The 22,843-nt window shown below is 47.1% G+C and carries 27 protein-coding genes and 1 CRISPR repeat array (1 of these 28 running past the window's edge); of the genes, 9 read left to right on the top strand and 18 right to left on the bottom strand.

Annotation, left to right across the window (positions count from 1 at the left end; genetic code table 11):
* Window positions 1–567: a CRISPR direct-repeat array (repeat unit 29 nt; unit sequence ATTTCAATACCCGAAGGTGCGATTGATAC) (it extends 3,142 nt beyond the left edge of the window).
* Window positions 568–784: 217 nt separating this feature from the next.
* From cas2 to WBJ53_RS05175, 14 genes are all read right to left on the bottom strand, one after another.
* The gene (gene cas2 / locus WBJ53_RS05240; protein ID WP_077924498.1) at window positions 785–1,048 is read right to left on the bottom strand and encodes a CRISPR-associated endonuclease Cas2; all 264 of its coding nucleotides are present in this window, start codon (window positions 1,046–1,048) and stop codon (window positions 785–787) included.
* A gap of 27 nt (window positions 1,049–1,075) precedes the next feature.
* Entirely contained in the window at window positions 1,076–2,161 is a 1,086-nt protein-coding gene (cas1b, locus tag WBJ53_RS05235) for a type I-B CRISPR-associated endonuclease Cas1b (protein WP_338875003.1), read from the bottom strand.
* Between the two features lie 67 nt (window positions 2,162–2,228).
* Window positions 2,229–2,777: a CRISPR-associated protein Cas4 gene (locus WBJ53_RS05230; protein ID WP_338875002.1), complete on the bottom strand. Its 549-nt coding sequence runs from the start codon at window positions 2,775–2,777 to the stop codon at window positions 2,229–2,231.
* Window positions 2,777–3,829 (bottom strand): CRISPR-associated protein Cas7, encoded by a 1,053-nt coding sequence (locus tag WBJ53_RS05225; protein WP_338875001.1) that lies wholly within the window; start codon window positions 3,827–3,829, stop codon window positions 2,777–2,779. The genes WBJ53_RS05230 and WBJ53_RS05225 overlap by 1 nt, the downstream gene beginning before the upstream one ends.
* A 7-nt stretch (window positions 3,830–3,836) precedes the next feature.
* Window positions 3,837–5,186: a hypothetical protein gene (locus WBJ53_RS05220; protein ID WP_338875000.1), complete on the bottom strand. Its 1,350-nt coding sequence runs from the start codon at window positions 5,184–5,186 to the stop codon at window positions 3,837–3,839.
* A 1-nt stretch (window position 5,187) separates the two neighbouring features.
* On the bottom strand, window positions 5,188–7,428 hold the full coding sequence (gene cas3, locus WBJ53_RS05215) for a CRISPR-associated helicase Cas3' (RefSeq protein WP_338874999.1): 2,241 nt from the start codon (window positions 7,426–7,428) through the stop codon (window positions 5,188–5,190).
* Entirely contained in the window at window positions 7,428–7,994 is a 567-nt protein-coding gene (locus tag WBJ53_RS05210) for a hypothetical protein (protein WP_338874998.1), read from the bottom strand. Before WBJ53_RS05210 ends, cas3 begins: the two co-directional genes overlap by 1 nt.
* A gap of 14 nt (window positions 7,995–8,008) precedes the next feature.
* Window positions 8,009–8,677 (bottom strand): CRISPR-associated endoribonuclease Cas6, encoded by a 669-nt coding sequence (locus WBJ53_RS05205; RefSeq protein WP_338874997.1) that lies wholly within the window; start codon window positions 8,675–8,677, stop codon window positions 8,009–8,011.
* A gap of 180 nt (window positions 8,678–8,857) precedes the next feature.
* Window positions 8,858–9,184: a hypothetical protein gene (locus tag WBJ53_RS05200; RefSeq protein ID WP_338874996.1), complete on the bottom strand. Its 327-nt coding sequence runs from the start codon at window positions 9,182–9,184 to the stop codon at window positions 8,858–8,860.
* 137 nt (window positions 9,185–9,321) lie between these two features.
* The gene (locus WBJ53_RS05195; protein WP_338874995.1) at window positions 9,322–10,245 is read right to left on the bottom strand and encodes a WYL domain-containing protein; all 924 of its coding nucleotides are present in this window, start codon (window positions 10,243–10,245) and stop codon (window positions 9,322–9,324) included.
* A 108-nt stretch (window positions 10,246–10,353) separates the two neighbouring features.
* A complete protein-coding gene (locus tag WBJ53_RS05190; RefSeq protein ID WP_338874994.1) occupies window positions 10,354–10,590 on the bottom strand; it encodes a hypothetical protein in 237 nt (78 codons plus the stop codon).
* A gap of 2 nt (window positions 10,591–10,592) precedes the next feature.
* Window positions 10,593–10,862 (bottom strand): DNA-binding protein, encoded by a 270-nt coding sequence (locus tag WBJ53_RS05185; RefSeq protein WP_338874993.1) that lies wholly within the window; start codon window positions 10,860–10,862, stop codon window positions 10,593–10,595.
* Window positions 10,863–10,992: 130 nt separating this feature from the next.
* A complete protein-coding gene (locus tag WBJ53_RS05180; RefSeq protein ID WP_338874992.1) occupies window positions 10,993–12,207 on the bottom strand; it encodes a site-specific integrase in 1,215 nt (404 codons plus the stop codon).
* A 304-nt stretch (window positions 12,208–12,511) separates the two neighbouring features.
* The gene (locus WBJ53_RS05175) at window positions 12,512–13,375 is read right to left on the bottom strand and encodes an IS110 family transposase (RefSeq protein WP_338874991.1); all 864 of its coding nucleotides are present in this window, start codon (window positions 13,373–13,375) and stop codon (window positions 12,512–12,514) included.
* Window positions 13,376–13,548: 173 nt separating this feature from the next.
* Between WBJ53_RS05175 and WBJ53_RS05170 the strand changes: the two genes are divergently transcribed.
* From WBJ53_RS05170 to WBJ53_RS05160, 3 genes are all read left to right on the top strand, one after another.
* Window positions 13,549–13,917 (top strand): transposase, encoded by a 369-nt coding sequence (locus WBJ53_RS05170; protein WP_338874990.1) that lies wholly within the window; start codon window positions 13,549–13,551, stop codon window positions 13,915–13,917.
* A gap of 82 nt (window positions 13,918–13,999) precedes the next feature.
* The gene (locus WBJ53_RS05165; RefSeq protein WP_338874989.1) at window positions 14,000–14,338 is read left to right on the top strand and encodes a transposase; all 339 of its coding nucleotides are present in this window, start codon (window positions 14,000–14,002) and stop codon (window positions 14,336–14,338) included.
* Window positions 14,319–14,513, top strand: a complete 195-nt coding sequence (locus WBJ53_RS05160) for a transposase (RefSeq protein ID WP_338874988.1) — start codon at window positions 14,319–14,321, stop codon at window positions 14,511–14,513. Before WBJ53_RS05165 ends, WBJ53_RS05160 begins: the two co-directional genes overlap by 20 nt.
* A gap of 85 nt (window positions 14,514–14,598) precedes the next feature.
* Here the strand turns inward: WBJ53_RS05160 and WBJ53_RS05155 are convergent, their stop codons facing one another.
* Window positions 14,599–14,853, bottom strand: a complete 255-nt coding sequence (locus WBJ53_RS05155; protein WP_338874987.1) for an IS110 family transposase — start codon at window positions 14,851–14,853, stop codon at window positions 14,599–14,601.
* A 198-nt stretch (window positions 14,854–15,051) separates the two neighbouring features.
* Between WBJ53_RS05155 and WBJ53_RS05150 the strand changes: the two genes are divergently transcribed.
* Window positions 15,052–15,351 carry a transposase gene (locus tag WBJ53_RS05150; RefSeq protein ID WP_338872205.1) on the top strand — a complete coding sequence of 100 codons (300 nt, stop codon included), beginning with the start codon at window positions 15,052–15,054 and terminating at the stop codon, window positions 15,349–15,351.
* 44 nt (window positions 15,352–15,395) lie between these two features.
* Window positions 15,396–15,851, top strand: a complete 456-nt coding sequence (locus WBJ53_RS05145; RefSeq protein ID WP_338872207.1) for a transposase — start codon at window positions 15,396–15,398, stop codon at window positions 15,849–15,851.
* 128 nt (window positions 15,852–15,979) lie between these two features.
* Here WBJ53_RS05145 and WBJ53_RS05140 read toward each other — a convergent pair whose 3' ends face one another.
* Window positions 15,980–16,402 (bottom strand): DUF2141 domain-containing protein, encoded by a 423-nt coding sequence (locus WBJ53_RS05140; RefSeq protein WP_338874986.1) that lies wholly within the window; start codon window positions 16,400–16,402, stop codon window positions 15,980–15,982.
* A gap of 40 nt (window positions 16,403–16,442) precedes the next feature.
* Here WBJ53_RS05140 and recJ point away from each other — a divergent pair, with 40 nt between their 5' ends.
* The 3 genes from recJ to lptB are packed head-to-tail and all read left to right on the top strand — an operon-like array spanning window position 16,443 to window position 19,851.
* Window positions 16,443–18,185: a single-stranded-DNA-specific exonuclease RecJ gene (gene recJ, locus WBJ53_RS05135; protein WP_338874985.1), complete on the top strand. Its 1,743-nt coding sequence runs from the start codon at window positions 16,443–16,445 to the stop codon at window positions 18,183–18,185.
* Between the two features lie 8 nt (window positions 18,186–18,193).
* On the top strand, window positions 18,194–19,123 hold the full coding sequence (locus WBJ53_RS05130) for a hypothetical protein (protein ID WP_338874984.1): 930 nt from the start codon (window positions 18,194–18,196) through the stop codon (window positions 19,121–19,123).
* Window positions 19,120–19,851 (top strand): LPS export ABC transporter ATP-binding protein, encoded by a 732-nt coding sequence (gene lptB / locus WBJ53_RS05125; RefSeq protein WP_338874983.1) that lies wholly within the window; start codon window positions 19,120–19,122, stop codon window positions 19,849–19,851. The genes WBJ53_RS05130 and lptB overlap by 4 nt, the downstream gene beginning before the upstream one ends.
* Before the next feature lie 38 nt (window positions 19,852–19,889).
* Here the strand turns inward: lptB and recO are convergent, their stop codons facing one another.
* A complete protein-coding gene (recO, locus tag WBJ53_RS05120; protein WP_338877156.1) occupies window positions 19,890–20,582 on the bottom strand; it encodes a DNA repair protein RecO in 693 nt (230 codons plus the stop codon).
* Window positions 20,583–20,759: 177 nt separating this feature from the next.
* Between recO and WBJ53_RS05115 the strand changes: the two genes are divergently transcribed.
* A complete protein-coding gene (locus tag WBJ53_RS05115; protein WP_338874982.1) occupies window positions 20,760–21,596 on the top strand; it encodes a fumarylacetoacetate hydrolase family protein in 837 nt (278 codons plus the stop codon).
* A gap of 63 nt (window positions 21,597–21,659) precedes the next feature.
* On the opposite strand, the gene WBJ53_RS05110 is transcribed toward WBJ53_RS05115, so the two are convergent.
* Entirely contained in the window at window positions 21,660–22,766 is a 1,107-nt protein-coding gene (locus tag WBJ53_RS05110) for a 5-(carboxyamino)imidazole ribonucleotide synthase (RefSeq protein WP_338877155.1), read from the bottom strand.
* Window positions 22,767–22,843 lie beyond the last annotated feature (77 nt).

Raw genomic sequence — 22,843 nt, 5'->3', positions numbered from 1 at the left:
GATCTGTTTAACGAATTTCAATACCCGAAGGTGCGATTGATACGGGCATGGGGTTCTGCATATACTGACGGTTAAAGACTACATTTCAATACCCGAAGGTGCGATTGATACCTTACGTATATTCTCCTCATTTGAGGTTGGAATATCCATTTCAATACCCGAAGGTGCGATTGATACAAAGTAAGAATTGGGATGTAAACAACCCAATTGCAAATTTCAATACCCGAAGGTGCGATTGATACTGAACTATCAGATGTATCGTCATTGTCACTTGATCATTTCAATACCCGAAGGTGCGATTGATACTTGCGCCAGAATTGATACTTTCTGAGCATGATCAAATTTCAATACCCGAAGGTGCGATTGATACTTAAGCTGATTAGGATCATGGCTTTTCATACAATCACATTTCAATACCCGAAGGTGCGATTGATACGGTCGAATTTGCTACCCGATTTTACCCAGATCGTTTATTTCAATACCCGAAGGTGCGATTGATACGAGGGTTCATTTGAGCGAAGAACGAGGCTTTTGTCTTATTTCAATACCCGAAGGTGCGATTGATACCAACCTCTAAAAAAGCACTTTGAGGGCTTTCAAGAAGGTTTTTCAGGCTTAAAAATAACACAAAAAAGCGTCAGCATCTAGTATTGCTAAAAATGCAGGAGGCTGACGACTTGATAAAAGGCCGTTATAAGCAGTATGGCCTGATTTGGATAGATATGCCTTGTGGAGCAAGCATTATTCATGCCGAAACAATCTCACAACTCGACAGGCTGACGACTTATAAAAACCGCGTTCGGTTTACATCATCAGTGCCGAGTGCAATGCGTTCGACGTAGCGTTCGTCGCGAAACTGATAAAACACCACGCCGTCATCGTCCTGCAAAAGCGCATCCGCTTCCAGTTGTAACTGTTTCAACTGACCAACGGTCAGGTCACCTTCAAAAACTGAATTCTGTACCCAGGTTAGGTAACGCCGGAATAATTTGAGCATTTTACCCACCCGCTTCTGGTTTACATCATAGACGGCAATACAAAACGGCATAGTTATAACGGTTTAGTATAAACGGCGTTACCACCACATATGAAAACCCTGATACAGATCGCCGACCGGATCGCACAAGTGACGCACAAGTTTGTAGCACTCGTGGCGCATCAGCCGCTCGTAGGATACTTTCTTGTTCATGGTGCGGTGCTGAACGGTCTGGCTTAGGCGCTCATCCCAATGGCTAACCACAATTTTGCGTCCGGCCTCGGTCAGGTAACATCCACCCAAGTATTTCTCGAAGTGCTTTGGATTCAACTCACCCGTTTTTAGGAGCCGGAAAATCATCCGGTCTACCAGCAGGGGCTTGAAGACTTCGGCTAGGTCCAGCGCCAGCGAGAATCGTCGGTCGCCGGGTTCGTGCAGATAGGCAATAGTCGGGTCGAGAGCGGTCCGGTAAATCTGACGCAGTACGGTCGAATAGCAGAGCGAGTTGCCAAACGAAATCAGGGCGTTCAACTCGTTGGAAGGTGGTCGTCGTTCACGTTTGTTGAACGGAAACCGGGCCGCTACTTCCGGCCCCAGAAAGTGGGGCCAAAGTCGATAGTATCGATCCCGAATACGCCCTTCAACCGCCATTAGTGTGTGAATATCAACCGTCAGCGGTAGGGCTTCTCGGTCTTTTTTCAATTCCACTAGGGTAGCTTGCACGGCTGCTTGCTCCTCCCCTACCAACCGAGGTTGATAGTATTTGATAACGCGTTCAATGTTGAACAGAGCCGCTTCCACAAAAGCGCGGGCCAACACCAACCTTCGTTTCCCACTCAGATAATGCCGGGCCTGATCAACGCGCAACCGCCCCGACAACTGCCCCTCTCGAGGGAACAGAGTGGCCGTATAATTGCCGTAGTAGTCGTAGAAAAACGTCGGAATACCCTGCTGCCCTAGGAATGTGACGAGTTTGCTGTTGATGTCGATTTCGCCGAACAGATACAAACTGTCGACGGCTTCGACGGGAAACGGAGATCGGGCACCGTCAGCCTCGGCGGAAGGCAACCCCTCGTCGTCAGGGGCATCATCAGGCAATCGCTCGCCCGTTGTGCGCTCTAGGCATAGGGTATTGTGCTGGCGACGCAATCGGCCGCTTGAAAAAAGGTAGTGTGGTCGTTTCATAGTAGTGAATTACTGAGGATGAACGCGTTATTTTATCCACCCTCTCGCTCCTCTACGGCAGTTTGGTTCATCCATAGCAGAGTTCTTCAAAGGCGCATTTGGTGCAGAAAGATCGTTTGCCTAAACGCGGGGGTGGTGTTTCCTGGTCGGCGATGGCCCGGATTGCCGACACGGTAGTGGCTAGTTCCGTGATGTGTTCAGCATCCAGCGTGACAGGTTCTGTCCGACGCAACAACGGGTAATCCAGTTGACCGGTAAACGGATGTCCGTTGGAACGGGTTACGCCGTTGAGGTAAAGCAGCCAGAGGTAGAAACGGACCTGCCAGCGGTGAGAATCCTCGCAGGCTCGACCTTTCTTGGTTTCGTGCAATACACCGTTTTTAAGGTTTGTCCGGTCAACTTTACCGACCAGTTCTGTGCCATCAGGCGCTTCGGCGTCGATGGTTAGGTGCTTTTCGTCGCGGTCGTAGCTATGGTCATCGAGCAGACGTCCGAGCGCCACCGCGTCCGATTCCTGCTCCATCCACAGCCCCCGCATCGACAGCCACGCCTTGCGGGGACACAGCCGGTAGTAACCCACCAGCATCCCACCGATGCGGGGATTAAGTATGGTCATCAGTTTTCGTAATTGTAAGCAGATAACAATTCGATTAGCCGTTGTTCCGCCTGTTCCAGCGCATCAACCGAACCGCTAACACCCGGCACATACCCTTTGCAAGCCAGAGAAGTAAATAAATCCACTCCATCAATAGGCTCAACAACTGGAATTGCCCGATAGCTATTGTCCCTATTTTGTTCAGCATCCAGGTCTGCTCGAATAGCTCCAGCAATCCGGCTGGCATTGTCGCCAATAGTAATGGCTAACATCGTTTGCGGACTGTAGGTACGTGCTTGATTGCTTGTGATATGCCAGTTGACCAAAGCTGACGCCAAAGCTGGAATAATTTCAGTTCGACGCTCAGCAGGAGCAATCAGCCGTTCACCATCAGCGGAGGCTACCCAACCAGCATCCCGTAGATTTTGTAATGAATCCGCTGTTAGTTCCGGTTCATGTTGATTGATAGAAACACTGAATAACCGGTTTAGATCGATGGCAACATCGAAGACAAATAAGCCGGTTGTTCGGGAATTATCTGGAATCCAATGTCGACGCGGTAATGTGCGTTGTTTTCTGGTTAGATAATCATTAATCTGCTCCTCAGAAAGGGCTTCTCCGGCAGCGTTGATAACGCGTATTGGATTATTGTCTGGTCGGTCACTCCGGTCGAATGTCAAATTTTCGTTTGTCATGCTGACCAGCAATGGGTGCAATGGACGCATTGCTGAAATAGACAGTGGACTACGCCGTTTCAAGGTTACCACGCCCGGACGCGCCCGCATCCAGCCCCCAATCAACTGATCGGCGTACGTTGGATCACAGGGTGACCATGGCTCTTTATTTCCCAACTCGTCTTTGTTATTGATCTCGTAATTGAACGTCACAGGTGCCCGATTCTCTTCCAGCGTTTCGGAGAGCATATCAAGCAACGAGCGTTTTACCTGCTGGCCGCTTGAGTAAGAAACTCGTTTATTAAACGTTGGATCATAGTAGTTTTTCTGTCCATCCTGAACGGCAAAAACAGTATGTTCGGCTACTTTTAAGCCGCGTAGATAAAGGTAAGGTTTCATTTTTCGATTAGTTAGCTTTTGATGTACTGGTGGTTAATTTGGCCTCTTCGACTGCGTATTTTAGTTTCAGAAGGGCAATAAAGAGCGGAATATCCGTTAGAGGCATGACTGCAATCATACTGGCTATTTCATTCAGCATTGGGTGCTGATCTGGTATTTTATCAATTAACCTGGCAAAGCGCTCGATCAATTGATTGCGATTAGTAGAGTTCGTTAATTCATTAACTAGATTGCTTCCCCCTTTTTTGCCTCGTTGAGTAGGGTCTGACACATGAATGAGTATGGCAGCTACTTTTTCGCTGAGTTCCAATAATTTCCTGTTGTTTAGCATGGCATCGATCCAGGTTTCATAAATTTTGTAAGTGATCCATAAAGAGTCTTCTCTGTTCTTTGGCGTTTTAAACGGCTTGCCACTCCCACGCACTCCGGGCATGTATTCGCGCAGGCTTTCTGGCTCAATTGCCTGGACACCGATAGCACCTAATTCGCAGGCTTTTTGAAACCCCATTTCGGTTTCATACAAACTGGCTACTTTTTCATAAGACAAGCCTTCTCGCAAGAGAAAAAGCTGCCGATGAAGTTCACGTAACACCTCAACTATGTCGCGCAATTGAATCTGAATAAATCCGACTGTTGTGTTCATCTGGCTGAGCGAATACACATACGATGTTAGCGGACGTGGAATTTTGTGAGCCAGCGCAAAAATGACACCTACCCACTTCTGCGTTTCCAGACTTGCAACCCCCGAGGCTTTATCTATTTTTACATCAGGCTGATGGCTAAACGGATCATCGGTCGGTTCGAAATCCTCCCGAAATGCATTGGTAATCCACCAACCATTCCAGGTATTAATCTGATGTGGTTTCAGGTTATGCATCTGCTTCATGAACGTCCGATAATATTGCCAGCCATCATACAGAGTCAGTAAGACAAGATCATCGTCAACCAGTACGTTTAGTCCGCCACTTACCCCAATTCCTAAAGCTGCTCCAATCCACGAAGCATATACTTCTTCGGGTGAGATGGGTAACAGAATATCGGTTACCTGCCCCGACGTTCCAGCCGTCGCTTCTGCTGCGGCACCCCCCAAAAAGAAGGAACCGTCGGGGGTATCGTGTTGGATTCGCTGATGCTGAGCCGCCAAAACATTCGTTCGCACCACTTCCGTGAGTGGTGTTTTTCCTTTCTGCTTATAGGCTTGATCGAACTTCGAATTATTGACGTGTTGCAGGAATCGTTCGTCGTTGAAGAACAACGTAAAATACTCATTCGAGAAAAAATCCTGCACCGTTCGTTGGGTATGGTCGCGAGCGTTGAGTAGTTCAACAAGCCGACGCCCTAAATAAGCTGTGTACATATCAGATCATTCGTTTAGCTGTAGTTGAGGAAGCTCCCGTGCGCACCGATTCTGGTTTATCGGGCAATACAAGTCCTAGTGTGATACCTTCTGGGTCATATTGATACAACTTATCTGGGATAACGTATGGATAATTACCGGCTTCGAGCAAAGGAAAGGTTTTGGCAGCAACGAAAGCGGCAATACTTTTCCAGGGAACGGGAATCTCTAATTCCTGACGGTTTATACCTTTCGGTTTTAAGTAAGTTTCCCGATCCTTGGCCAGAATGCAAACGGCTCCATCTATTTCAAGAGCATCAATCAGGTATGATTTCGGCCGATGACATAGTTCCCAAATAGGAGCGGTGTGAACATCAATCGGTGGAACAGTGATTTTATCATATACCTGATTAATGAGTTGCTGCAACTCCGTCTCACGTAGTAATCCATCGGGCAACAAATCAAAACTGCGTCGCACCACATCCGCATTATAAGGCTGGATGTCTTTGTCTGTAGTGGCTGGTGCGATTACGTGAACCGGTTTATATGTACCAATCGTATCGGAAGTGCGTCGACGGTGAATACGCCCGAAACGCTGAATCAAGCTATCCAATGGAGCGGCATCCGTTACTAGTCGGTCAAACGAAATATCTAAACTTACTTCAACAACCTGTGTAGCAATGACTATGCATGGCCCCTCTGCCTTGTCAAATACATCAATCAGGCTTTCCAAATTAGCTCTGTCACACCGTCGAAAACGACTATGGACTAACAATACGGGCACGTCCGGCAATTCTTTTTTCGCCCATTGATATCGCTCTTGAGCAAGTTTGACGCGATTAGCGACAAACAAGACGCGCTCCTTATTTTCACCAGTGACTACTTTTTTTATCAGCGCACGAGCAGATGTTTCATCTGGCAACTTGCTCACTTCGTGTCGGTTAAATTTGGTAAGCGCTCGCTTCTTTAACTGAACCTGGTAAACACGTCGGCTACCACCCAGTGCATTAATGAGATGCTGTTTTAGATCATCAGGAATAGTAGCTGTGCCAATATGCACCCGGCATCCTAACCGTACCAGATCTTTGACTAACTCAAGTGTCATTGCTCGAGCCAGATTATCGTATACATGCACCTCATCTAAAATCACGTCGCAGCCAGCAACGTCGAGTGCTGCCGCTTCATGACCACTAGTCTTAAAGACAATACTAGCCAACTGGTGTGGGGTTGTTACTTTAATACTAGCTCCTGGATTTCGCTGCCGGAATTGTTCTTCTTCGATTAGCTTACCTTTTTCGTCCCGAAGCCTGATCTGTGACGATGCGTGCGCCCGCCGAACATCCGTTTGCTCGTTGCGAGGCAGCCATTTCCCATCCTTCTTGTTTAAATTTTCGTTTACTCGAAGGTACATGGCATTGATTGAAGCCTGAAACGGCAACGTATATACGACTCGCCCTAGACAACGGCGTAGCAAAAAGTCTGTCTTTCCAGCCCCCGTCGGCGCAATAACCAGTGTGTGCCGGTTTCGGCGATCCGTTGGCAGTAATGAAAGTGGGTGTAAATCAGACTGTCGACTGTAATAAGTCAGATTAGGGCGCTTATAGTAGCTATTAAGAAGTGACTTAGCATCGTGCATGTGCTCGGAGGCAAAATGATCAGCACTCATCAGCAAACCTCGCCATCGCGACCGACCAGTAGGTCGACTTTTACAGTACTCAATGGCGTAATCAAACGCTTCTCGGGCCTCTTTGCGGCTAATTGAACGGTAGTTTAACTTGAATACTTTTACTACAGGCTCTACCCGCGCCGACCAAATTTCCCACACTTCCTGGCAACCGCTGTATGTATAATCGGCATGCCGGAGGAATACATCATTGGTCCCAAAATCATTTCTCAGATCGTTAAGTCCACGTCTGGATGCGTTATTATTCTGTAATGCCTTTAATGATTTATGGTGAGCAACAACCATATCAATTAGAACAGGCCAATCCCTTCGGTCGAATAAAGGTAGAAAAAGCAGCGACGAAATCTCGTGCCGGTGCGGATCAGATTCATTATTCTCTACTGTACCGATCTTTCCCTGTAACACGCGCTGAAAATAGGGATGAGCTTTGCCTAGGTCATGCAGTACCGCACCCAATCGAGCTAATCTCGTGTTAAAGCCGTATTCCCGTGCCATTTTCAAAATACAGTCGACCACGTGCTGCGTGTGTTGTAACAGCGTTAATCCCCCCTGTTCGGGACTTTTTGCTGAGAGTTTCATTATTCGAGGGGATCAGCGCCAACGGGTCTACCAACAATCTTCACGGTGCCATACATCGGCTGATTCGCCTGAAAGCGGTCATACCCGACCATAACTGCCGATGGACTTTCGCCAAACAGAAGTTCAAAGCCGGGAATTTGGTCAAACTCGTCAATGGTTTGTGTTAGTACCAGGTCATCCGGCAATAGTATGTCCTCATTTCGGCATAAACAAATGTGTTGTTCAGCCGCCCGCTCAGCATCCTCTCGTGTCGAAAAGGCTAGATGCAGTACGGGATTCAGCATAACGCCCCGTATCAGGATTGACTGCTCCCGCGTTGCCCGTTTTCGTTTGGCTTCGATAACAAAAGCCCTTGATTGCGTTCGTTCCTGTTGCTGATCAATTTTGGCATACGACAATCGGTGCCGCAGGATTCCCTCTACCCCCAGTTTTTGCCGAATGCCTTCAACAATACTTGGCGTAAGAAACTGCTGGCTGAATGTTCGTTCATCGCGCACGGCTGTCCAGGGTTTGATGTAGCCGAACGGGCCGGTGTAGCGGACGACGTAGTAAAGTTCTTGGCTCATATTGGGTTATCGGATTAACGTAATGCACCAAAACCACTGCCCGTTAATTCACCGAGTCCCACCGTCCAGGCAAAATGTAGTGCATCAGAAGTTCCCTTAACAATCACCGGGCATTCACTTCCCCGATGATTAGTACCTTTAATAGCGATCTTTCGAGTACGAGCATTTTGGTAAGTACGGTCGAACGAAGCCGTCACACCGAGGTCAGCTCCTGAAAAACCAGCCGCTGTGAGTTTGCGCTGGAATGACTGCGTTAATGCCTGGTCAGTAGCTGGATCATCCCAGAGTAGATAGGCTCGCGAGCCATCGGGACGTTTCTGACGAATAACAATCGAAGAGCCATCCGTCAGGAAATAATGATGATGTTGAAAGGCAGGCGGAGCAACTTCCCGAATTTCAGCAACCCGCATTCCAAACCCTAGTTCTGGCTGATCAAGTATACCACCCAGTGCTTGTCGAGCTTTCTCTTCGTCAAAAAACGAAATATTCCAGATAGCTCCTTTGGGAAAGCGCAAGGAACCGTTGCGGCTTTCGCCCCCTCGTAACCAGCCGAAGCTGTAGAGGCTTAAACCATCATGAATATCATTTCGACCCAGCCATTTGTGCAGGGTGCTAGTAAGTTGATGCAAGTGGTCGTAAGGTAGCGGCTGAGTAGTAGGAGTTAGTTGTAGTTGAAGGCGCATAGAAGGTTTAGAAGCTCAATGTTTACAATTAATAGGCGATGTGGAACAAAGGTGAATGATGCTTCCGCCAAAAATTGACGGTTTACAGAAAAAAATACCCGAAGGTCCGATTGATGACTGGGGGTGAATTAATGTCCCCTATGCATTACTAATTTCAATACCCGTGATGGGTGCGATTAATTACATTGTGAATAATCTGGCGTTAGAAGCCATAAAAGCACTGATGTCAAGAGCATTTGATAGAAAGGTTCGATCACAACTTGGCTGACAATCCCTCAATAATATGACTTTAACGCATCCAAGGAGGTTAACGCAAATACTAGCCAAATCTTTGTCTTGAGTAATAACCAATGATGGTGAAAATTCAATAATTTGCTGAATCACTTCTCCACTATCATATTTCTTGCTCTGGTTTTCGGAAATTATTATCAACTCGCTCTTATCAAAGAATGTGAGCGTACGTCTAAAAATAGGTTGGATTTCTGGAGTAACTACTACTTTATTCATAGTATCTAGAGTTTGCTTTCGCATTTCACAACTATAACAAAAGTAATTTTGTTCGTCTAAACAGCGCAAATATATTTATACTAATTCTTAATATCCCTAATAAACTACTACGGCATCTTGTAACTATAACAAGATAATTAAAAGTATTTTTCGCTTAGTATTCGTACACGAGCAGCCAACCTCACCCGCAGTTCAGCCGGTTCCAGCACTTCGACTAGTTCGCCGAATGCCAGGATTTCACGCTCAAGTTCGTGGTTGAGAATAACGGTCAATTCCAGATCAACAAAACCGGGGACTTCCTGAATCAGCCGCTGACTACTGTGCAACGGTAGTGAACGGACGTAGTTGGCTTCGCTGGTCTGGAAGCGCAGGACCACCCGTTGAGGTTCGAGATCAGGCGGACAGGTTACTCCAATAGCGTGTCGGCGGTCGGTTCGACGCTGGCCTGTACGGGCGGTGGAAATAGGCTGATCGGTCAGCGTAAGCCCGTGCAACCGATCCAGGCCGAAGGTGCGTGGCTGATTGGCTTCCAGATCAAAACAATCCAGATAAAATCGATTGCGGTATTCCAGCAGTAAACCCGGTTCTACCCGTCGGAGCTTTCCTTCGTCGGCTTCTTTCTCAAACTTTCGGTAGACAAACTCCACACAGCGACCTGTTTGTAGTGCCTGCCATAACAGAGGCAAATGTCCGTTTCCTGTAAACTGTGTGTTATGCTCAAGTTGCAAATGGCGCCCAATGCCCCGAATACTCGCTACCGACGACGTCAGAAACTCCAACCGTTCTCGTCGTTCGAGCAGTTGCACAAACTGCTCGAAGTCAGCCACATCTTCATCGGTGGGCAGATCAAGGTAATAGCCCCCTTTGCGCCGGTTATTTCGAATATAAATTTGATAGACCGCTCCAATCGCCCGGATGTCTCGCTCAACGGTCCGTTCCGAAACCGCATCGAAGTCCTCACTGAGTTGAGCAACCAGCTTTTTGAGGGACGGATACAAAAAAGGTCGGTCGACTATGCGAATGATATGCAGCCGTCGACGCAAGGTCTGGATTTGATCCATTAAAGAAAAGGATATAGACAAACGTAAGGTCAACGAATGAAAATTTATGTCGTTGACTACACCAGAGAAACAAAAATGATTTTTGAAGAAATGATATGTTGATTAGAATTATCGCTTTCGTCTAATCGTCTGCTTCTGCCGTTCACGGATAGCTTTCATTTCAGCAACGAGTTTTTCATGATCGTACTGGGTTTTCCCATGTGCCATCGCTCTGCTGTAATCGTTAGGAGGATTGTCGCTTTGGGATTTCAGGATTTTGCCCAATAACTCTGGTTCATGCTTGGCGAGTTGGTAACCATGATTATAACCTTTAATGAACTCTGGTGATGGTTCGTCTTCTGACATGGCTAAAAGGTTTCTTTAGTGTGGCGAGATAAATAGTCGTTGATGGAATCGCTGTCGTATAGGATGAGCTTTCTCTCAGGCTGCGAAAACCGGATACTGCCTTCATCACGGAGTTTCTGCAAAGTCGTTTTGCTCTGAATACGCAATTTCTTCATGGCCTCGCTGCCTGAAATCCATTTATCCTCCTTGACCGCTTGCTGTTGCTGAACCCGTTCAAGAACCTTGTCAATTAGGGCATAAAAGGCTTCATCGTGTAGACAGATAACTTCCATTGTGCTTTTTGGCCAAAATAGAGAATCTACCAGTAAAAGCTATACGAACCACCTAAACACTGGCTTTTACGCATGTCCGTTTTATTTAACGGACTAATAATCAACTGGCTGCTTACTTCATTTACTCACCTCATCCCAAAATTCGTTCATTGTAATTGTCTAGGATATTGACCGGCAACCCTTTCAGATAAATTTCGGTAGTTTTTACGCTGGAATGGCCAAGCATCGTGCTGATCGCTGTCAGCGGAATATCGTGCAGCATTGCCTGGGTCGCAAATGAATGTCGGCTCACATAGCTTGTCAGGTTTGAGTCAATTCCGCATAGCGAAGCCAGTAGCTTCAGCTTTTTATTGTACCGTTTTCTGGCCCACTGAATGTCCTTTTCACGCAGAGTTGGCGAGTCTCGTTTCAGGATCGGAAAGACGAACTTGGAATCGGGCGTTTGTTGCATGTAATGAACCAGTATACTTTCAAGCTGTGGCGTAATCTTAATATCGTACAGCTTGCCCGTTTTTCTCCGGCGATACCGGACGCGCCCATTCTCCACAGAGCTTTTTTCCAGATAGGCCATATCCGCAAAGTTCATCCCATACATCATATAGCTGGCAACGAAATAATTGCGGGTATTAAAGCATATATGGGTGGCCGGAATGTCCAGTTGAATGATCGTTTTAAGAAACTCTCCGTCCAAAGCTCGCTTTTCGGTAGGCGCGGTCTTAATCTTATAATCATCGAACGGATACAATTCTTTATCGGCTACCCCAGACTTAATAGCCTTGTTGTAAATGGCCCTGATTGTCCGCATATAGACAGCCAAGCCATTGGCACCATTCCCTTTGCTTTTATGGTTAGTCTCGAATCTGGCAAGAAAATCATACGTGATCTCCTTGAACAATAAATCCTTGCCTTTGCGGTATTCTTTCAAAACGCTAATCAAGCCTTTATACGATCTGGCCGTACCAACCCGATGCGCTTTAATCAGCTCATCCACGCATTGACTAGCGAATTGGAGAAAAGAATCTTTGGCTTCTTTCTGTGTGATCCGGTCTTTCAACGACGTTATCGATAAAGTTTGCAGGGTGCCCAATTCATGAAGCTTAAGAATGATGTCCATCGCATCAGTCTTCTCCTTCTCAATCTGATTGTTCAGTCTGGTAACAGAACTGACGCCCTTATAGCTTTTTTTAATAGCCCGCTTTTTCTCATCCCAATCCGCTACAGCAACGCTTATTCCAATGGGAATAGAGGTTGTTTGCGCATTATGGCCCAGCCGCATAATGACTGGATAGGTGCCATCCTTTTTGGCACGGCGAGTATCTAAGGAAATCACGACATTTGTGTTCATGAATTAAAGATACGAAAAAATTTGCACAAGATTTGCACAAGGAATCCGTATTTAAACGGTTTACCCTGAAACTCCATGATTCATAAATTACTAATAATCAATTTATTATAAATCATATTGAACCATATTAAACTAGTAATCTGCTGACTGTTAATCAGAGGGTCGCTGGTTCGAGCCCAGCTTCGGGAGCAAAAAGCCTCAAATCTTGCGATTTGGGGCTTTTTTAGTTTTTTGTATCAAAATAAGCTTTGTTGCATGGCTCTTCAAAGAGTGGCTTCTACGCCCAAACGTTATGAAAACTGACTTAGAACCTGTTTAAACTTTCGCTAAAATCCCCAAAACCGTGTGAATTTTGAAGCGCGAACTTTAAATACACATAGTAATGGGGATCATCGACAAAGCTATGATTGAAAAATGGATTTTGCCGTATCTGACAGTGGGAACACGTGGATTTGAGACAACAGTCCCACTTACGCAGATTGTCGAATGCATCGCTCCGATTTCTATGGCTTAAGCAAGTGCTAACGTATAATTTTTGTCCGCATCGGCGGTCCGAATATTTTTCACCCCGACGAACCACCGCACAAACCCGGTGAATCAGCTTGTTGCGGGCGGCATTGATCACTAGCATCTTGGGCTTACCCTCCTGGAGCTTGCGAGCATAATAATCCTGAAGGTCGCCTGCCACTTGGATGGCCGACATCGTACACAGGTGAACCAGCGCTTTCAGGCGCTTGCGCGCCTGATGGCTTACTTTGGTTTTGCCCCGTATACTACTGCCTGAGCGGTACTCAAAAGGGGCTACTCCAGCATGACAAGCCAACTTCTTAGGATCACTGATGGCCTGCATCTCGTTGGTAGCTAACAAGAGTTCGGTAGCGATCACCGGGCCAACGCCCGGCACGGAGACCATTAAATCGAACAACTCTTTTAAGCGAGCATCAGCCTGGATAAGGTCGTGAATTTGTGCCTCGACGGCTTTCTGTTCCTCTTTAAGGGCAGTCAAGGACTTCTTGACATTACCTTTCAAGGTCTTTTGGAGCGTTTTGCTGATGAATGTCTCTTGCTCGGCCACCGGAACCGCCAGCAGGTTGTAGCGGGGCGGCCCTTTAGGTTTGCGGTGTGGTAAGATTTCAAGATTTAGAATAGCTTGCCAACAAGTAAACAAGGTGGGTTTCCCTAGGGGGCGGCCGAGATATTGATCTACGCACGGATTAAGGCCCCACCCTGTTATGCTTGCCTAAACTCAGATGGAAATTCGGGGATACAGCCCCATTAGTAAGGGTTCGAGTATTAAGGTAAGCAACTACTCTGGTCACCAACCTTTAAACCTTAAACATTATGTCTACTCGCTTTTACATTGGCGTTGATGTCTCGAAAGCCACCCTCGACTGGGCTGTCACAGACGGCAAGTCTATTGTTCTGCAAACTCAGACAGCTAATTCCGAAGCAGGCATCAAAGTGGCTCTCAAAGTCATCAAAGCCTTGCCTGATTTTATCATCTCGGAGTCGGTTTGTTGCATGGAGCATACGGGAGTGTATTGCACTCACCTTTTATCTTCCCTTTACAAAGTTCACCTCCCCCTCTGGTTAGAAAGTAGTTTACAGATCAAGAAAGCAGGCGGTTTGCAACGGGGTAAGAACGATGCAATTGATGCGGTTCGAATCGCTGACCGGGCCGCCGGTGCGGTATGCTTTCCGTTTTCGTGACAAAATACGTCTTTGGCAACCGCCAAGGCCCGTTTTACAAAAGTTGGCTTCCTTAAGTGGCCTTCGCCAGCGACTCCTGCTTGTGCGTCAGCAGTTACAGCAACCTATTAATGAACAACAAGGGTTTATTGACCCTGTTCTTCAACGACAACTCACTAAAACTTGCCAGGCTTCATTGAAGGCAATCAATGCCGATTTGAAAAACGCTGACAAGCAAATTCGAGAGCTCATTCAAGCAGATGATTATTTAAAAGCATTATTTGATTTAGTGACTTCTGTTCCTGGAGTTGGTGATGCGACAGCCACCGAATTGCTAATTGCCACCGAAGAATTTAAAACCATCCGTGATGCTAAGAAGCTTGCTTGCCATGCTGGTGTAGCTCCTTTCGACAGGGCCGCCTGTGCGGTATCGATCGGGTAGTAGTGTTCGCGGTAAAACCCGCGTCAATGAGCACGCCCGAAAACGACTTAAAAGCTTATTTCATCTGGGGGCAATGTCAGCGATTTGTGTCAAAGGTGAACTGCAAGACTACTATCGGCGTAAAGTGGCCGAAGGCAAGAATAAAATTCGGACCGCCGATGCGGCTTGTACTTAATGCAGTTCGTAACAATCGGACAGCCGAAGCCGCTTATCCATCGGGTTTGCTCAGTGGTTCACCGAGGACTGAAATATGACAAAAACTATATACCCACGCTTGTATAACCCATGGAAATCCGTGCCGTATGCTCCATACAGAAAACGGCCTGAGTAGGGTTCCAGCCTGCCAGAGCCTTCAACTGAGTCAATGCCGACTTGATGCCTTTGAGGGTGTTTTCGGTGTGGATATTAAGCAAGAAGCCGCCTTTCTGGGTGTACACCGCCCAGTCCAAAGTGTCTTTGGCAATGTCGATGCCAATGAACCGGGCCGCCGGGGCGGTAGCAAAAGTCCATAACAAGGTTTAGTTTTGAATGAGTAGTCAACTCCTTGCTTTTCTCGACCGGCAGCGGCCGACCGCCTTTCGTGGGCCTGCAATCCCTTATTTCTATTCGAGTCTTATGGCAATGGAAACAGAGAGGGACCTGACCGCGACGGCGGACCGTTCGGAGCATAGGTCTTTGACTCCTCGGCGACCCGGTAGGGTAACCCTCTCTGGTTGACTACTGGCAAAAGCTCAAATCTTGGTTTCTTACCAGCCCACAAACCTAAAGGGCGACCCGGTTTCCATCGCTTAAAAACGGGGTGTCAATGGCGTGAGTTACCTACAAAACAGTTTTTCACAGATAAAGTCTTGAGTTGGAATGCGGTCTTTTACTATCATAATAAGTGGAGTAAGGCCAATTGCTGGAAGGCCATTTGGCTTAATTTGTTGAGCAAAAACCTGAAGCATTTAGACCTGTCGAGTGTCGAGTTTGACGGTAGTCATACACCTGCCAAAAACGGGGGGATGCCGTAGGCTACCAAGGGCGAAAAGCCTGTAATACCACAAATGCGCTGTTTATGTCCGATAATCAAGGGCTTATGCTGGCCATGTCTACTCCTCAAGCAGGGCAACACCAGGATCTATTCCAAATTCAAGTACTATTTGATGGGATTTGTAGCCTGTTGAAAGAAGCAGGTATCAACTTGAAAGGCTTATTTCTCAATGCTGACGCTGGCTTTGATTCGGCTAGTTTCAGAACCGCCTGTGAGCAAGAAGAAATCCTGGCCAATGTGAAAGAGAATCCCAGAAATTCATCTAATCAAGACCAGAGGCCTTATCCAACCGGTACCCATATTTTCGATGACGACTTGTACACCGATCGTTCCGTGATTGAACATGCTAATGCTTGGATGGACGGCTTCAAAGCTCTTTTGATCCGGTTTGAGTTTTCAGTCAAAAACTGGATGAGTCTACATTTTATTGCATTCTCAGTCATTTTCTTGCGAAAAATCAACCGTAAAGCGAAAGTTTAAACAGGTTCGATTTTATAACTCGCTTTTGGTACTAAATTCAGTTGAGAATAAAACCACAACCCCAAACGGACGTTGGGCAAATCAAGCGCAGCGCATAGTGTTTATGCAAGCCATACCGAAGTGATCGGCTAATCTAATTTAATACTGATTGTCTTGCCCCCTTCACCAACAGTGAATTTACAATCCTTGAATTTTGGTGCCGACATGGTTGGGCGAAAATTATTGCTGAACCCATATGGCTCTTTCGGGATTCCGAAAATCCGTTTGTCTAATTTCCCATTGCCATTTTCATCATGAAAAACAGCTATGGCATAATCGCCCGGTTCAACCGAAAATGTAGCTTCCACGCGTTTTTCAATAGCATCGAGTCTCCTCCCGTCCATTGGCTTTCCATCAGGAAAACTATTGTCAGCACGGAATAAGGCAACATAAACGGCCCCCTGTGATGTACGAACATTGTGTACATCAACTTTTAAGCTGGTTTTTTTTGGCGATTTTGTTGGGTCTTCGTTGGCCAGAAAGAAGCTAAGTACTGAAAGCAAAATGAGCATGAACGCAGTGTTTTTCTAAAAACGGATTTAATTTGCAATTATGATAGCCCAGCCGACACCTCCCGTAAAACGATGGATTTTACAACCTTCTCCTGAGTCGCCTACACAACGGTCGGCAATCGGCTCATTAGCGCAATCCCTGAATATCAGCCCATCGCTGGCAGCGCTGCTGGTCCAGCGCGGTATTCATACATTTGACGAAGCCCGAACATTTTTCCGACCCGAAATTACACATCTGCACCATCCATTCGCCATGAAAGATATGGATCGTGCCATTATGCGCCTGCAAATGGCGATGCTTCCCGAACGGGCCGAAAAAATTCTGATTTATGGCGATTACGATGTAGACGGAACCACTTCGGTCGCTCTAGTTTACGGATTTCTGAAAAACTTTCACGAAGAAATCGATTATTATATTCCCGATCGCTATAAGGAAGGCTATGGTATTTCGAAACAGGGCATCGAATGGGCGGCCGAAAATGGCTTCACGCTTATTATCGCCCTCGACTGCGGCATCAAATCGATTGATCGTGTGGCCGAAGCAAAAGCCCTTGGTATCGATTTCATTATCTGCGACCACCACCGCCCTGGCAACGAATTACCCAATGCCGCTGCCGTTCTCGACCCCAAGCGCAACGACTGCGACTACCCATACAAAGAACTGAGTGGCTGCGGCATTGGCTTTAAACTCCTACAGGCCTTTTGCTTATACAAAGAAATTGACCTTCAGGCGCTATATCCACATCTCGACCTGGTTGCTGTCAGCATTGCATCGGATATTGTGCCGCTAACAGGCGAGAACCGTGTAATGGCCTATTATGGCTTAAAATATCTTAACGCGACACCACGCACTGGGCTAAAAGCGTTAATCAAAATAGCAGGCTTTTCGCGAGAGCTGGATATTACCAACGTTGTCTTCGGATTAGGGCCCCGAATCAATGCCGCCGGTCGGATTCAACATGCGAAAGCCGCCGTACAGCTCTTACTGGCCGAATCGGAAGAAGAAGCCGATGAGTTTGCGATGGCTATCAACAAGCATAATAACAGCCGACGGGAGTTCGATACGAGCATTACGGAGCAGGCACTAAGCATGATCCGCCAAAGCGAAGCGATGGTAAATGCCAAAACAACGGTTCTATATGATGCCACCTGGCATAAGGGTGTTATTGGCATTGTAGCTTCGCGATGCATCGAGCATTTTCACCGTCCCACAATCATCCTGACACAATCGCACGATAAAGCAGCAGGGTCGGCCCGGTCCGTGCCCGGATTCGATGTATATGAAGCCATAGAAGAATGCGCCGATTTGCTGGAACAGTTTGGTGGGCACACCTTCGCAGCCGGAATGACAATGTCGATTGACAATATTGAGGCCTTTCGGCAGAAGTTTGAAGAAGTTGTGTCGCGCCGGATTAAGGACGAACACCTGACTCCGCTCGTAGATATCGATTTGCCAATGGATTTTAGCGAGATTAATGATAAGCTTGCCCGAATTGTTAAACAGATGGGGCCGTTTGGCCCTCATAATATGCAGCCGGTATTCATGACCAATGATGTATATCTGGCCGGAGAACCGATTGTCATGAAAGAAAAGCACCTGAAAATGAACGTTAAACAAACAAAATCAGGGCATATTTTAACGGCTGTCGGTTTTGGAATGGCCCATCTGGCTGATCAGCTTCGGCATGGTAAACCCTTCGCCATCTGTTATCATGTTGAGCAGAATTTTTTCAATGGCAATGTATCATTGCAGTTGATGCTAAAAGACATTCGCTGCTACTAGAAAACTGTATGGGGCAGGATTACGACAAGATTATCAAAGAAAATATTGAATCGATTCTGCTACCGCTGGCCCGGAAAGTACTGAACTTGCCCGAGCCGGAAGGATTGATTGAAATTCCGGATGACGTCCAATATACCATTGAACGCAAGCCCGATTTTCTTAAAATCGTAACCAATGCCGAAGGTGATGGGTTATTTATTTTGCATCTGGAGTTCCAGACCCGGGATGAACCCGATATGTTATCGCGTATGTTGTTTTATGCAGCCCAGTTATATGGAAAATACAAACTACCGCTGAAACAATACGTCTTTTATATCGGCAGTCGCCCGGCTCGAATGCGTCATGAATTGAACCAGGAAGACCTATTGTTTCGTTTTCATATCCGAAACATTGTGGAGGTGCCTTACCAGACGTTTCTGGAAACAGAAAAACCAGAAGAGATGGTACTAGCCATACTTGGCAACCTGGGCACCGAAGCTCCCCCTCAGGTTATTCAGCGCATTTTGCAGACAATCAAAGCGAAAGAGCAAAGTCAACTAGCACTTGGCAAGTATTTTCGGCAGGTTGAGATCCTCTCAAAATTACGTAACTTTCAGAACGAAGTCATTAAACAAATTGAAGCCATGGCAATCGTATATGATTTAGAAACCGACATCCGCTACCTTCAGGGCAAACAGAAAGGTGCTGAAGAAGCCACTATTTCAGCAATGCTCCGGGGTATTCAGGAAGGAAGGCAGGAGGGATTACAGGAAGGAAGGCAGGAAGGATTACAAGAAGGAAGGCAGGAAGGACGCGAAAAAGCAAAAAAAGAAGCCGTAATGGGGTTGCTTCAGTTGGGTGTGCTGACAGTTGAACAGATAGCGACAGCGCTTGACGTATCAACTGATTTTGTATTGGCTATACAGGCTGGTTTGCAACCGCCCGTTTCGAACAAATGATTCTTAGAACAGAAAATTTAATAAAAAAATACGGGTCACGATTGGTCAACAACAATGTGTCCTATCAGGTAGCCCAGGGTGAAATAGTTGGTCTACTCGGCCCAAACGGCGCTGGCAAAACCACTTCGTTCTATATGGCTGTTGGGCTGGTAAAACCCAATAGTGGTAAAGTTTTTATCGACGATATCGACGTTACCGACTTACCGATGTATAAACGGGCGCGGCTTGGTTTAGGTTATCTGGCGCAGGAAGCCTCGGTTTTCCGCGACTTGTCAGTCGAGGAAAATGTGCTGGCTGTACTAGAAATGAGCGACTTACCTAAAAAGCAGCAAAAGGAGAAAACCGAAGAGTTGCTGGAAGAATTCAGTCTGACCCACGTCAGGAAGAATAAAGGTAAAGTGCTCTCAGGTGGAGAACGTCGGCGCACCGAAATAGCCCGCGCGCTGGCCGTTGATCCTAAATTTATTCTGCTCGATGAGCCGTTTGCGGGCGTCGATCCTATTGCGGTTGAAGACATTCAGAGTATTGTTGCCAAATTGAAGCACCGCAACATTGGCATTCTGATTACCGACCACAATGTAAACGAAACCCTCTCCATCACTGACCGGGCATACCTGCTTTTCGAAGGAAAAATACTGAAACAGGGATCTGCCGAAGATCTGGCCAACGACGAACAGGTAAGGCGTCTATATTTGGGGCAGCATTTTGAACTAAAACGGAAAATATAGCAATGCAATGGTGACCACAACTATGGTCACCATTTTTATTAACCCAGTACTTCTCTTAGCACTGGCAGCGATTTCACTTCGCCAATCGAATCAATGTGAATCTGGTAATAGGCAACTACCGCATCGAGCAATTCATTACGGGCCGACCGAGCCAATGATAGAGGAGTTCCAAACGGCTTACGAAGCATGGTATTTAGGGCATTCTCCATCTCGGCATCCGGTAAAAACGGGTAGGAGTGTTCGCGAAGCTGATTCTCAAACTCATGGGCGCTCTCGGGACCAAACCCCAGAAAAAAAGCCAGTTTGAGCAGAAATACCAGATGAAAATTTTCGTAGTTTAGCTTAGCCTCTTCCAGAAATAAAACCGAATCTATCAGAAACCGGAATAATACCGGACTGCTGGCCTCTTCTTTCAGTACCTTATTCAACAGTTCGGTAACGAAGATCGCGATCGTCGATTTGCTGACTTCAAACGGCAGACTCTGAAACGGATGAATCGTTTTCAACTCCGACAACCGGTGCAGGTCGCGGTCGTGTTTGTTGTAAACAACCATATCCAGCAACGTTAGCGGCTGAAAGAGCGCTATTCGATTGCTTTTGTTCTTGGCCGACCGAACGCCATTAACCAGATAGCTCTGTAGGCCAAACTCTTCGGTATAAACGCGGGCGATGATAGACGTTTCGCGGTATCGGATATAACTGAGGGCAATTCCCCTTGTTTTTTGCAGCATGTTGATCAACCCACCCATCCAGTGGTGCGTAAGCCTACTAATATAACTAGTTTCCGGGAAATGTTTCAGTAAATTTCCCGTTTTCATCCCATAGTCCGTTCAGTTGAGTCGCGAGTATTTATAGAAAAGTAAATTACTCGCCAAAGACACTTTTCCTGGCGTATTTAATGATCTCCCATGAAACTCTACAAAACCCGTTCAGGAATCGTACTTGAATCCAATAATCTGTTTTATACCGTTCCGGCCAGTAATTGGGACGAATTAGTCAATCAGGATAATCTGTACACGATTCTATTCGATATTACCCAAACGACGGCTCCTGCCGACAATCATCAGCAGTGGGTTCAGACAGGCCTACTGGCCCCAATTGGCAAACAGGAGGTCTGGGCTTCGGGCGTGACCTACCTACGCAGCCGAAATGCTCGTATGGAAGAATCAAAAAAATCGGGTGGCGATAACTTTTACGACCGGGTTTATGATGCCGAACGGCCCGAACTATTCTTCAAATCGACACCCGAACGTGTTGTTGGGCCAGGAGCCAATGTGCGTATCCGCGCCGATTCGACCTGGAATGTTCCCGAACCAGAACTAACTCTGTTCATTACTTCGTCGGGAAAAATTGTAGGCTATACCTGCGGCAACGACATGAGTTCGCGGAGTATTGAAGGCGAAAACCCGCTCTATCTGCCTCAGGCCAAAACCTACGACGGCAGCGCAGCATTGGGACCATGCCTGTACGTTCCGGAATCGCCCATTTCGCCCGAAACAGAAATCCGGCTGGAAATTATTCGCAACGGTCAGGCCGTTTTTACCAATAGCATTGCTATCAGCCAGATGAAACGGCAGCACACAGAACTAGTCTCGTTTCTGTTCCGCGAATGTTCGTTCCCGTATGGCTGCTATCTGATGACCGGAACGGGTATTGTTCCATCCGACGACTTCACCCTGCGCCCGGACGACGAAGTTCGTATCATTATCGACGGCATCGGCACATTGGAAAACAGAGTAGCGTAGGTCAGAAGTGCTACTTGAACCAGACTATTTGTAACCGGGAGAAAGCCGCTTTCTCCCGGTTTTTTATTTCCCGGTATTTTCAGCAACGACCCGAATGCCTGCCCTGGCTTTCGCTACTTTTGCGCGAAGTGCATCCAGCGAATCGTCCATGACCGTAACATGGCCCATTTTTCGGAACGGTTTAGTAATGGCCTTACCGTAGAAGAACGGGAATACACCCGGCATCGCCAGCAGCGTTTCAAGCCCTTCATAAACTGCCGGTCCTGTGAAACCATCCTCGCCGAGCAGATTAAGCATTGCAGCGGGCTGATAAGCCGACGTATCGCCCGGTGGATAATTCAGAATAGCCCGCCAGTGTTGTTCAAACTGGGAGGTAACATTGGCACGAATGGTATGATGACCGCTATTATGAGGCCGTGGAGCCACTTCATTGATGAGCACCTTACCAGCCTTGTCCAGGAAAAGCTCTACTGCCAGCAAACCCACAATGCCAAAAGCGTCGGCTGTTCGGCGAGCAATGTCCTGTGCTTTCTGGTCGATTTCGGAGGAGACTTCTGCGGGCGCAAACAGATACTCCACCAGATTTAATTCTGGATGGAACACCATTTCGACCGTTGGAAACGTTTGCACATCGCCCTGCTCATTGCGGGAAACTATCACAGCCAGCTCTTTCTCAAAATCGACGGCTTTTTCCAATATGCCGGGCGCATCGAAGGCCTTGCCAACATCGGCAACGGTTGCAATGCGCTGCACCCCTCGCCCATCATAGCCGTCGCGGCCAAGTTTATGAAAAGCCGGAAAAAAATCGGGCTGCTGAATTTCGACCATTGCCACATCGGCCCGCGTTTCGGTTAGAATAAAATCGGCCGTAGGCAAATTATGATCCCGATAAAATTGCTTTTGAAGGCGTTTATCCTGAATGATTCGTATAACCGAAGGTTGCGGAAAAACTTTTTTTCCTTCGCGCTCAAGCGCTTCGAGGGCATCGACATTCACCCGTTCGATTTCGATCGTGATTACATCGACCGACTGACCAAACTGATATACGGTGTCGTAGTCGGTAAGTGAACCGTTGCTAAAGTCGGTGCAGAGATGCCGGCAGGGTGCTTCGGCGTCTGGATCGAGAACATGAACACGGAGGTTCCAGTCGATAGCGGCCTGTAGGAGCATCAAACCAAGTTGCCCCCCGCCAAGTATGCCAATAGTAGGTGCCAAAAGAGTGAACGAATGAAAGCGTGACGGTGTAC

This window comes from Spirosoma sp. SC4-14, assembly GCF_037201965.1.
Classification (GTDB): domain Bacteria; phylum Bacteroidota; class Bacteroidia; order Cytophagales; family Spirosomataceae; genus Spirosoma.
The sequence above is the reverse complement of the archived record's forward strand: the minus strand, read 5'-3'. Positions and strand labels throughout refer to the sequence as shown.

Coding starts and splice junctions, on each gene's coding strand:
- cas2 (WP_077924498.1), bottom strand. CDS start 1,048: ATGCCGTTTTGTATTGCCGTCTATGATGTAAACCAGAAGCGGGTGGGT.
- cas1b (WP_338875003.1), bottom strand. CDS start 2,161: ATGAAACGACCACACTACCTTTTTTCAAGCGGCCGATTGCGTCGCCAG.
- WBJ53_RS05230 (WP_338875002.1), bottom strand. CDS start 2,777: ATGACCATACTTAATCCCCGCATCGGTGGGATGCTGGTGGGTTACTAC.
- WBJ53_RS05225 (WP_338875001.1), bottom strand. CDS start 3,829: ATGAAACCTTACCTTTATCTACGCGGCTTAAAAGTAGCCGAACATACT.
- WBJ53_RS05220 (WP_338875000.1), bottom strand. CDS start 5,186: ATGTACACAGCTTATTTAGGGCGTCGGCTTGTTGAACTACTCAACGCT.
- cas3 (WP_338874999.1), bottom strand. CDS start 7,428: ATGAAACTCTCAGCAAAAAGTCCCGAACAGGGGGGATTAACGCTGTTA.
- WBJ53_RS05210 (WP_338874998.1), bottom strand. CDS start 7,994: ATGAGCCAAGAACTTTACTACGTCGTCCGCTACACCGGCCCGTTCGGC.
- WBJ53_RS05205 (WP_338874997.1), bottom strand. CDS start 8,677: ATGCGCCTTCAACTACAACTAACTCCTACTACTCAGCCGCTACCTTAC.
- WBJ53_RS05200 (WP_338874996.1), bottom strand. CDS start 9,184: ATGAATAAAGTAGTAGTTACTCCAGAAATCCAACCTATTTTTAGACGT.
- WBJ53_RS05195 (WP_338874995.1), bottom strand. CDS start 10,245: ATGGATCAAATCCAGACCTTGCGTCGACGGCTGCATATCATTCGCATA.
- WBJ53_RS05190 (WP_338874994.1), bottom strand. CDS start 10,590: ATGTCAGAAGACGAACCATCACCAGAGTTCATTAAAGGTTATAATCAT.
- WBJ53_RS05185 (WP_338874993.1), bottom strand. CDS start 10,862: ATGGAAGTTATCTGTCTACACGATGAAGCCTTTTATGCCCTAATTGAC.
- WBJ53_RS05180 (WP_338874992.1), bottom strand. CDS start 12,207: ATGAACACAAATGTCGTGATTTCCTTAGATACTCGCCGTGCCAAAAAG.
- WBJ53_RS05170 (WP_338874990.1), top strand. CDS start 13,549: ATGTCTACTCGCTTTTACATTGGCGTTGATGTCTCGAAAGCCACCCTC.
- WBJ53_RS05145 (WP_338872207.1), top strand. CDS start 15,396: ATGTCCGATAATCAAGGGCTTATGCTGGCCATGTCTACTCCTCAAGCA.
- WBJ53_RS05140 (WP_338874986.1), bottom strand. CDS start 16,402: ATGCTCATTTTGCTTTCAGTACTTAGCTTCTTTCTGGCCAACGAAGAC.
- recJ (WP_338874985.1), top strand. CDS start 16,443: ATGATAGCCCAGCCGACACCTCCCGTAAAACGATGGATTTTACAACCT.
- WBJ53_RS05130 (WP_338874984.1), top strand. CDS start 18,194: ATGGGGCAGGATTACGACAAGATTATCAAAGAAAATATTGAATCGATT.
- lptB (WP_338874983.1), top strand. CDS start 19,120: ATGATTCTTAGAACAGAAAATTTAATAAAAAAATACGGGTCACGATTG.
- recO (WP_338877156.1), bottom strand. CDS start 20,582: ATGCTGCAAAAAACAAGGGGAATTGCCCTCAGTTATATCCGATACCGC.
- WBJ53_RS05115 (WP_338874982.1), top strand. CDS start 20,760: ATGAAACTCTACAAAACCCGTTCAGGAATCGTACTTGAATCCAATAAT.
- WBJ53_RS05110 (WP_338877155.1), bottom strand. CDS start 22,766: ATGCTCCTACAGGCCGCTATCGACTGGAACCTCCGTGTTCATGTTCTC.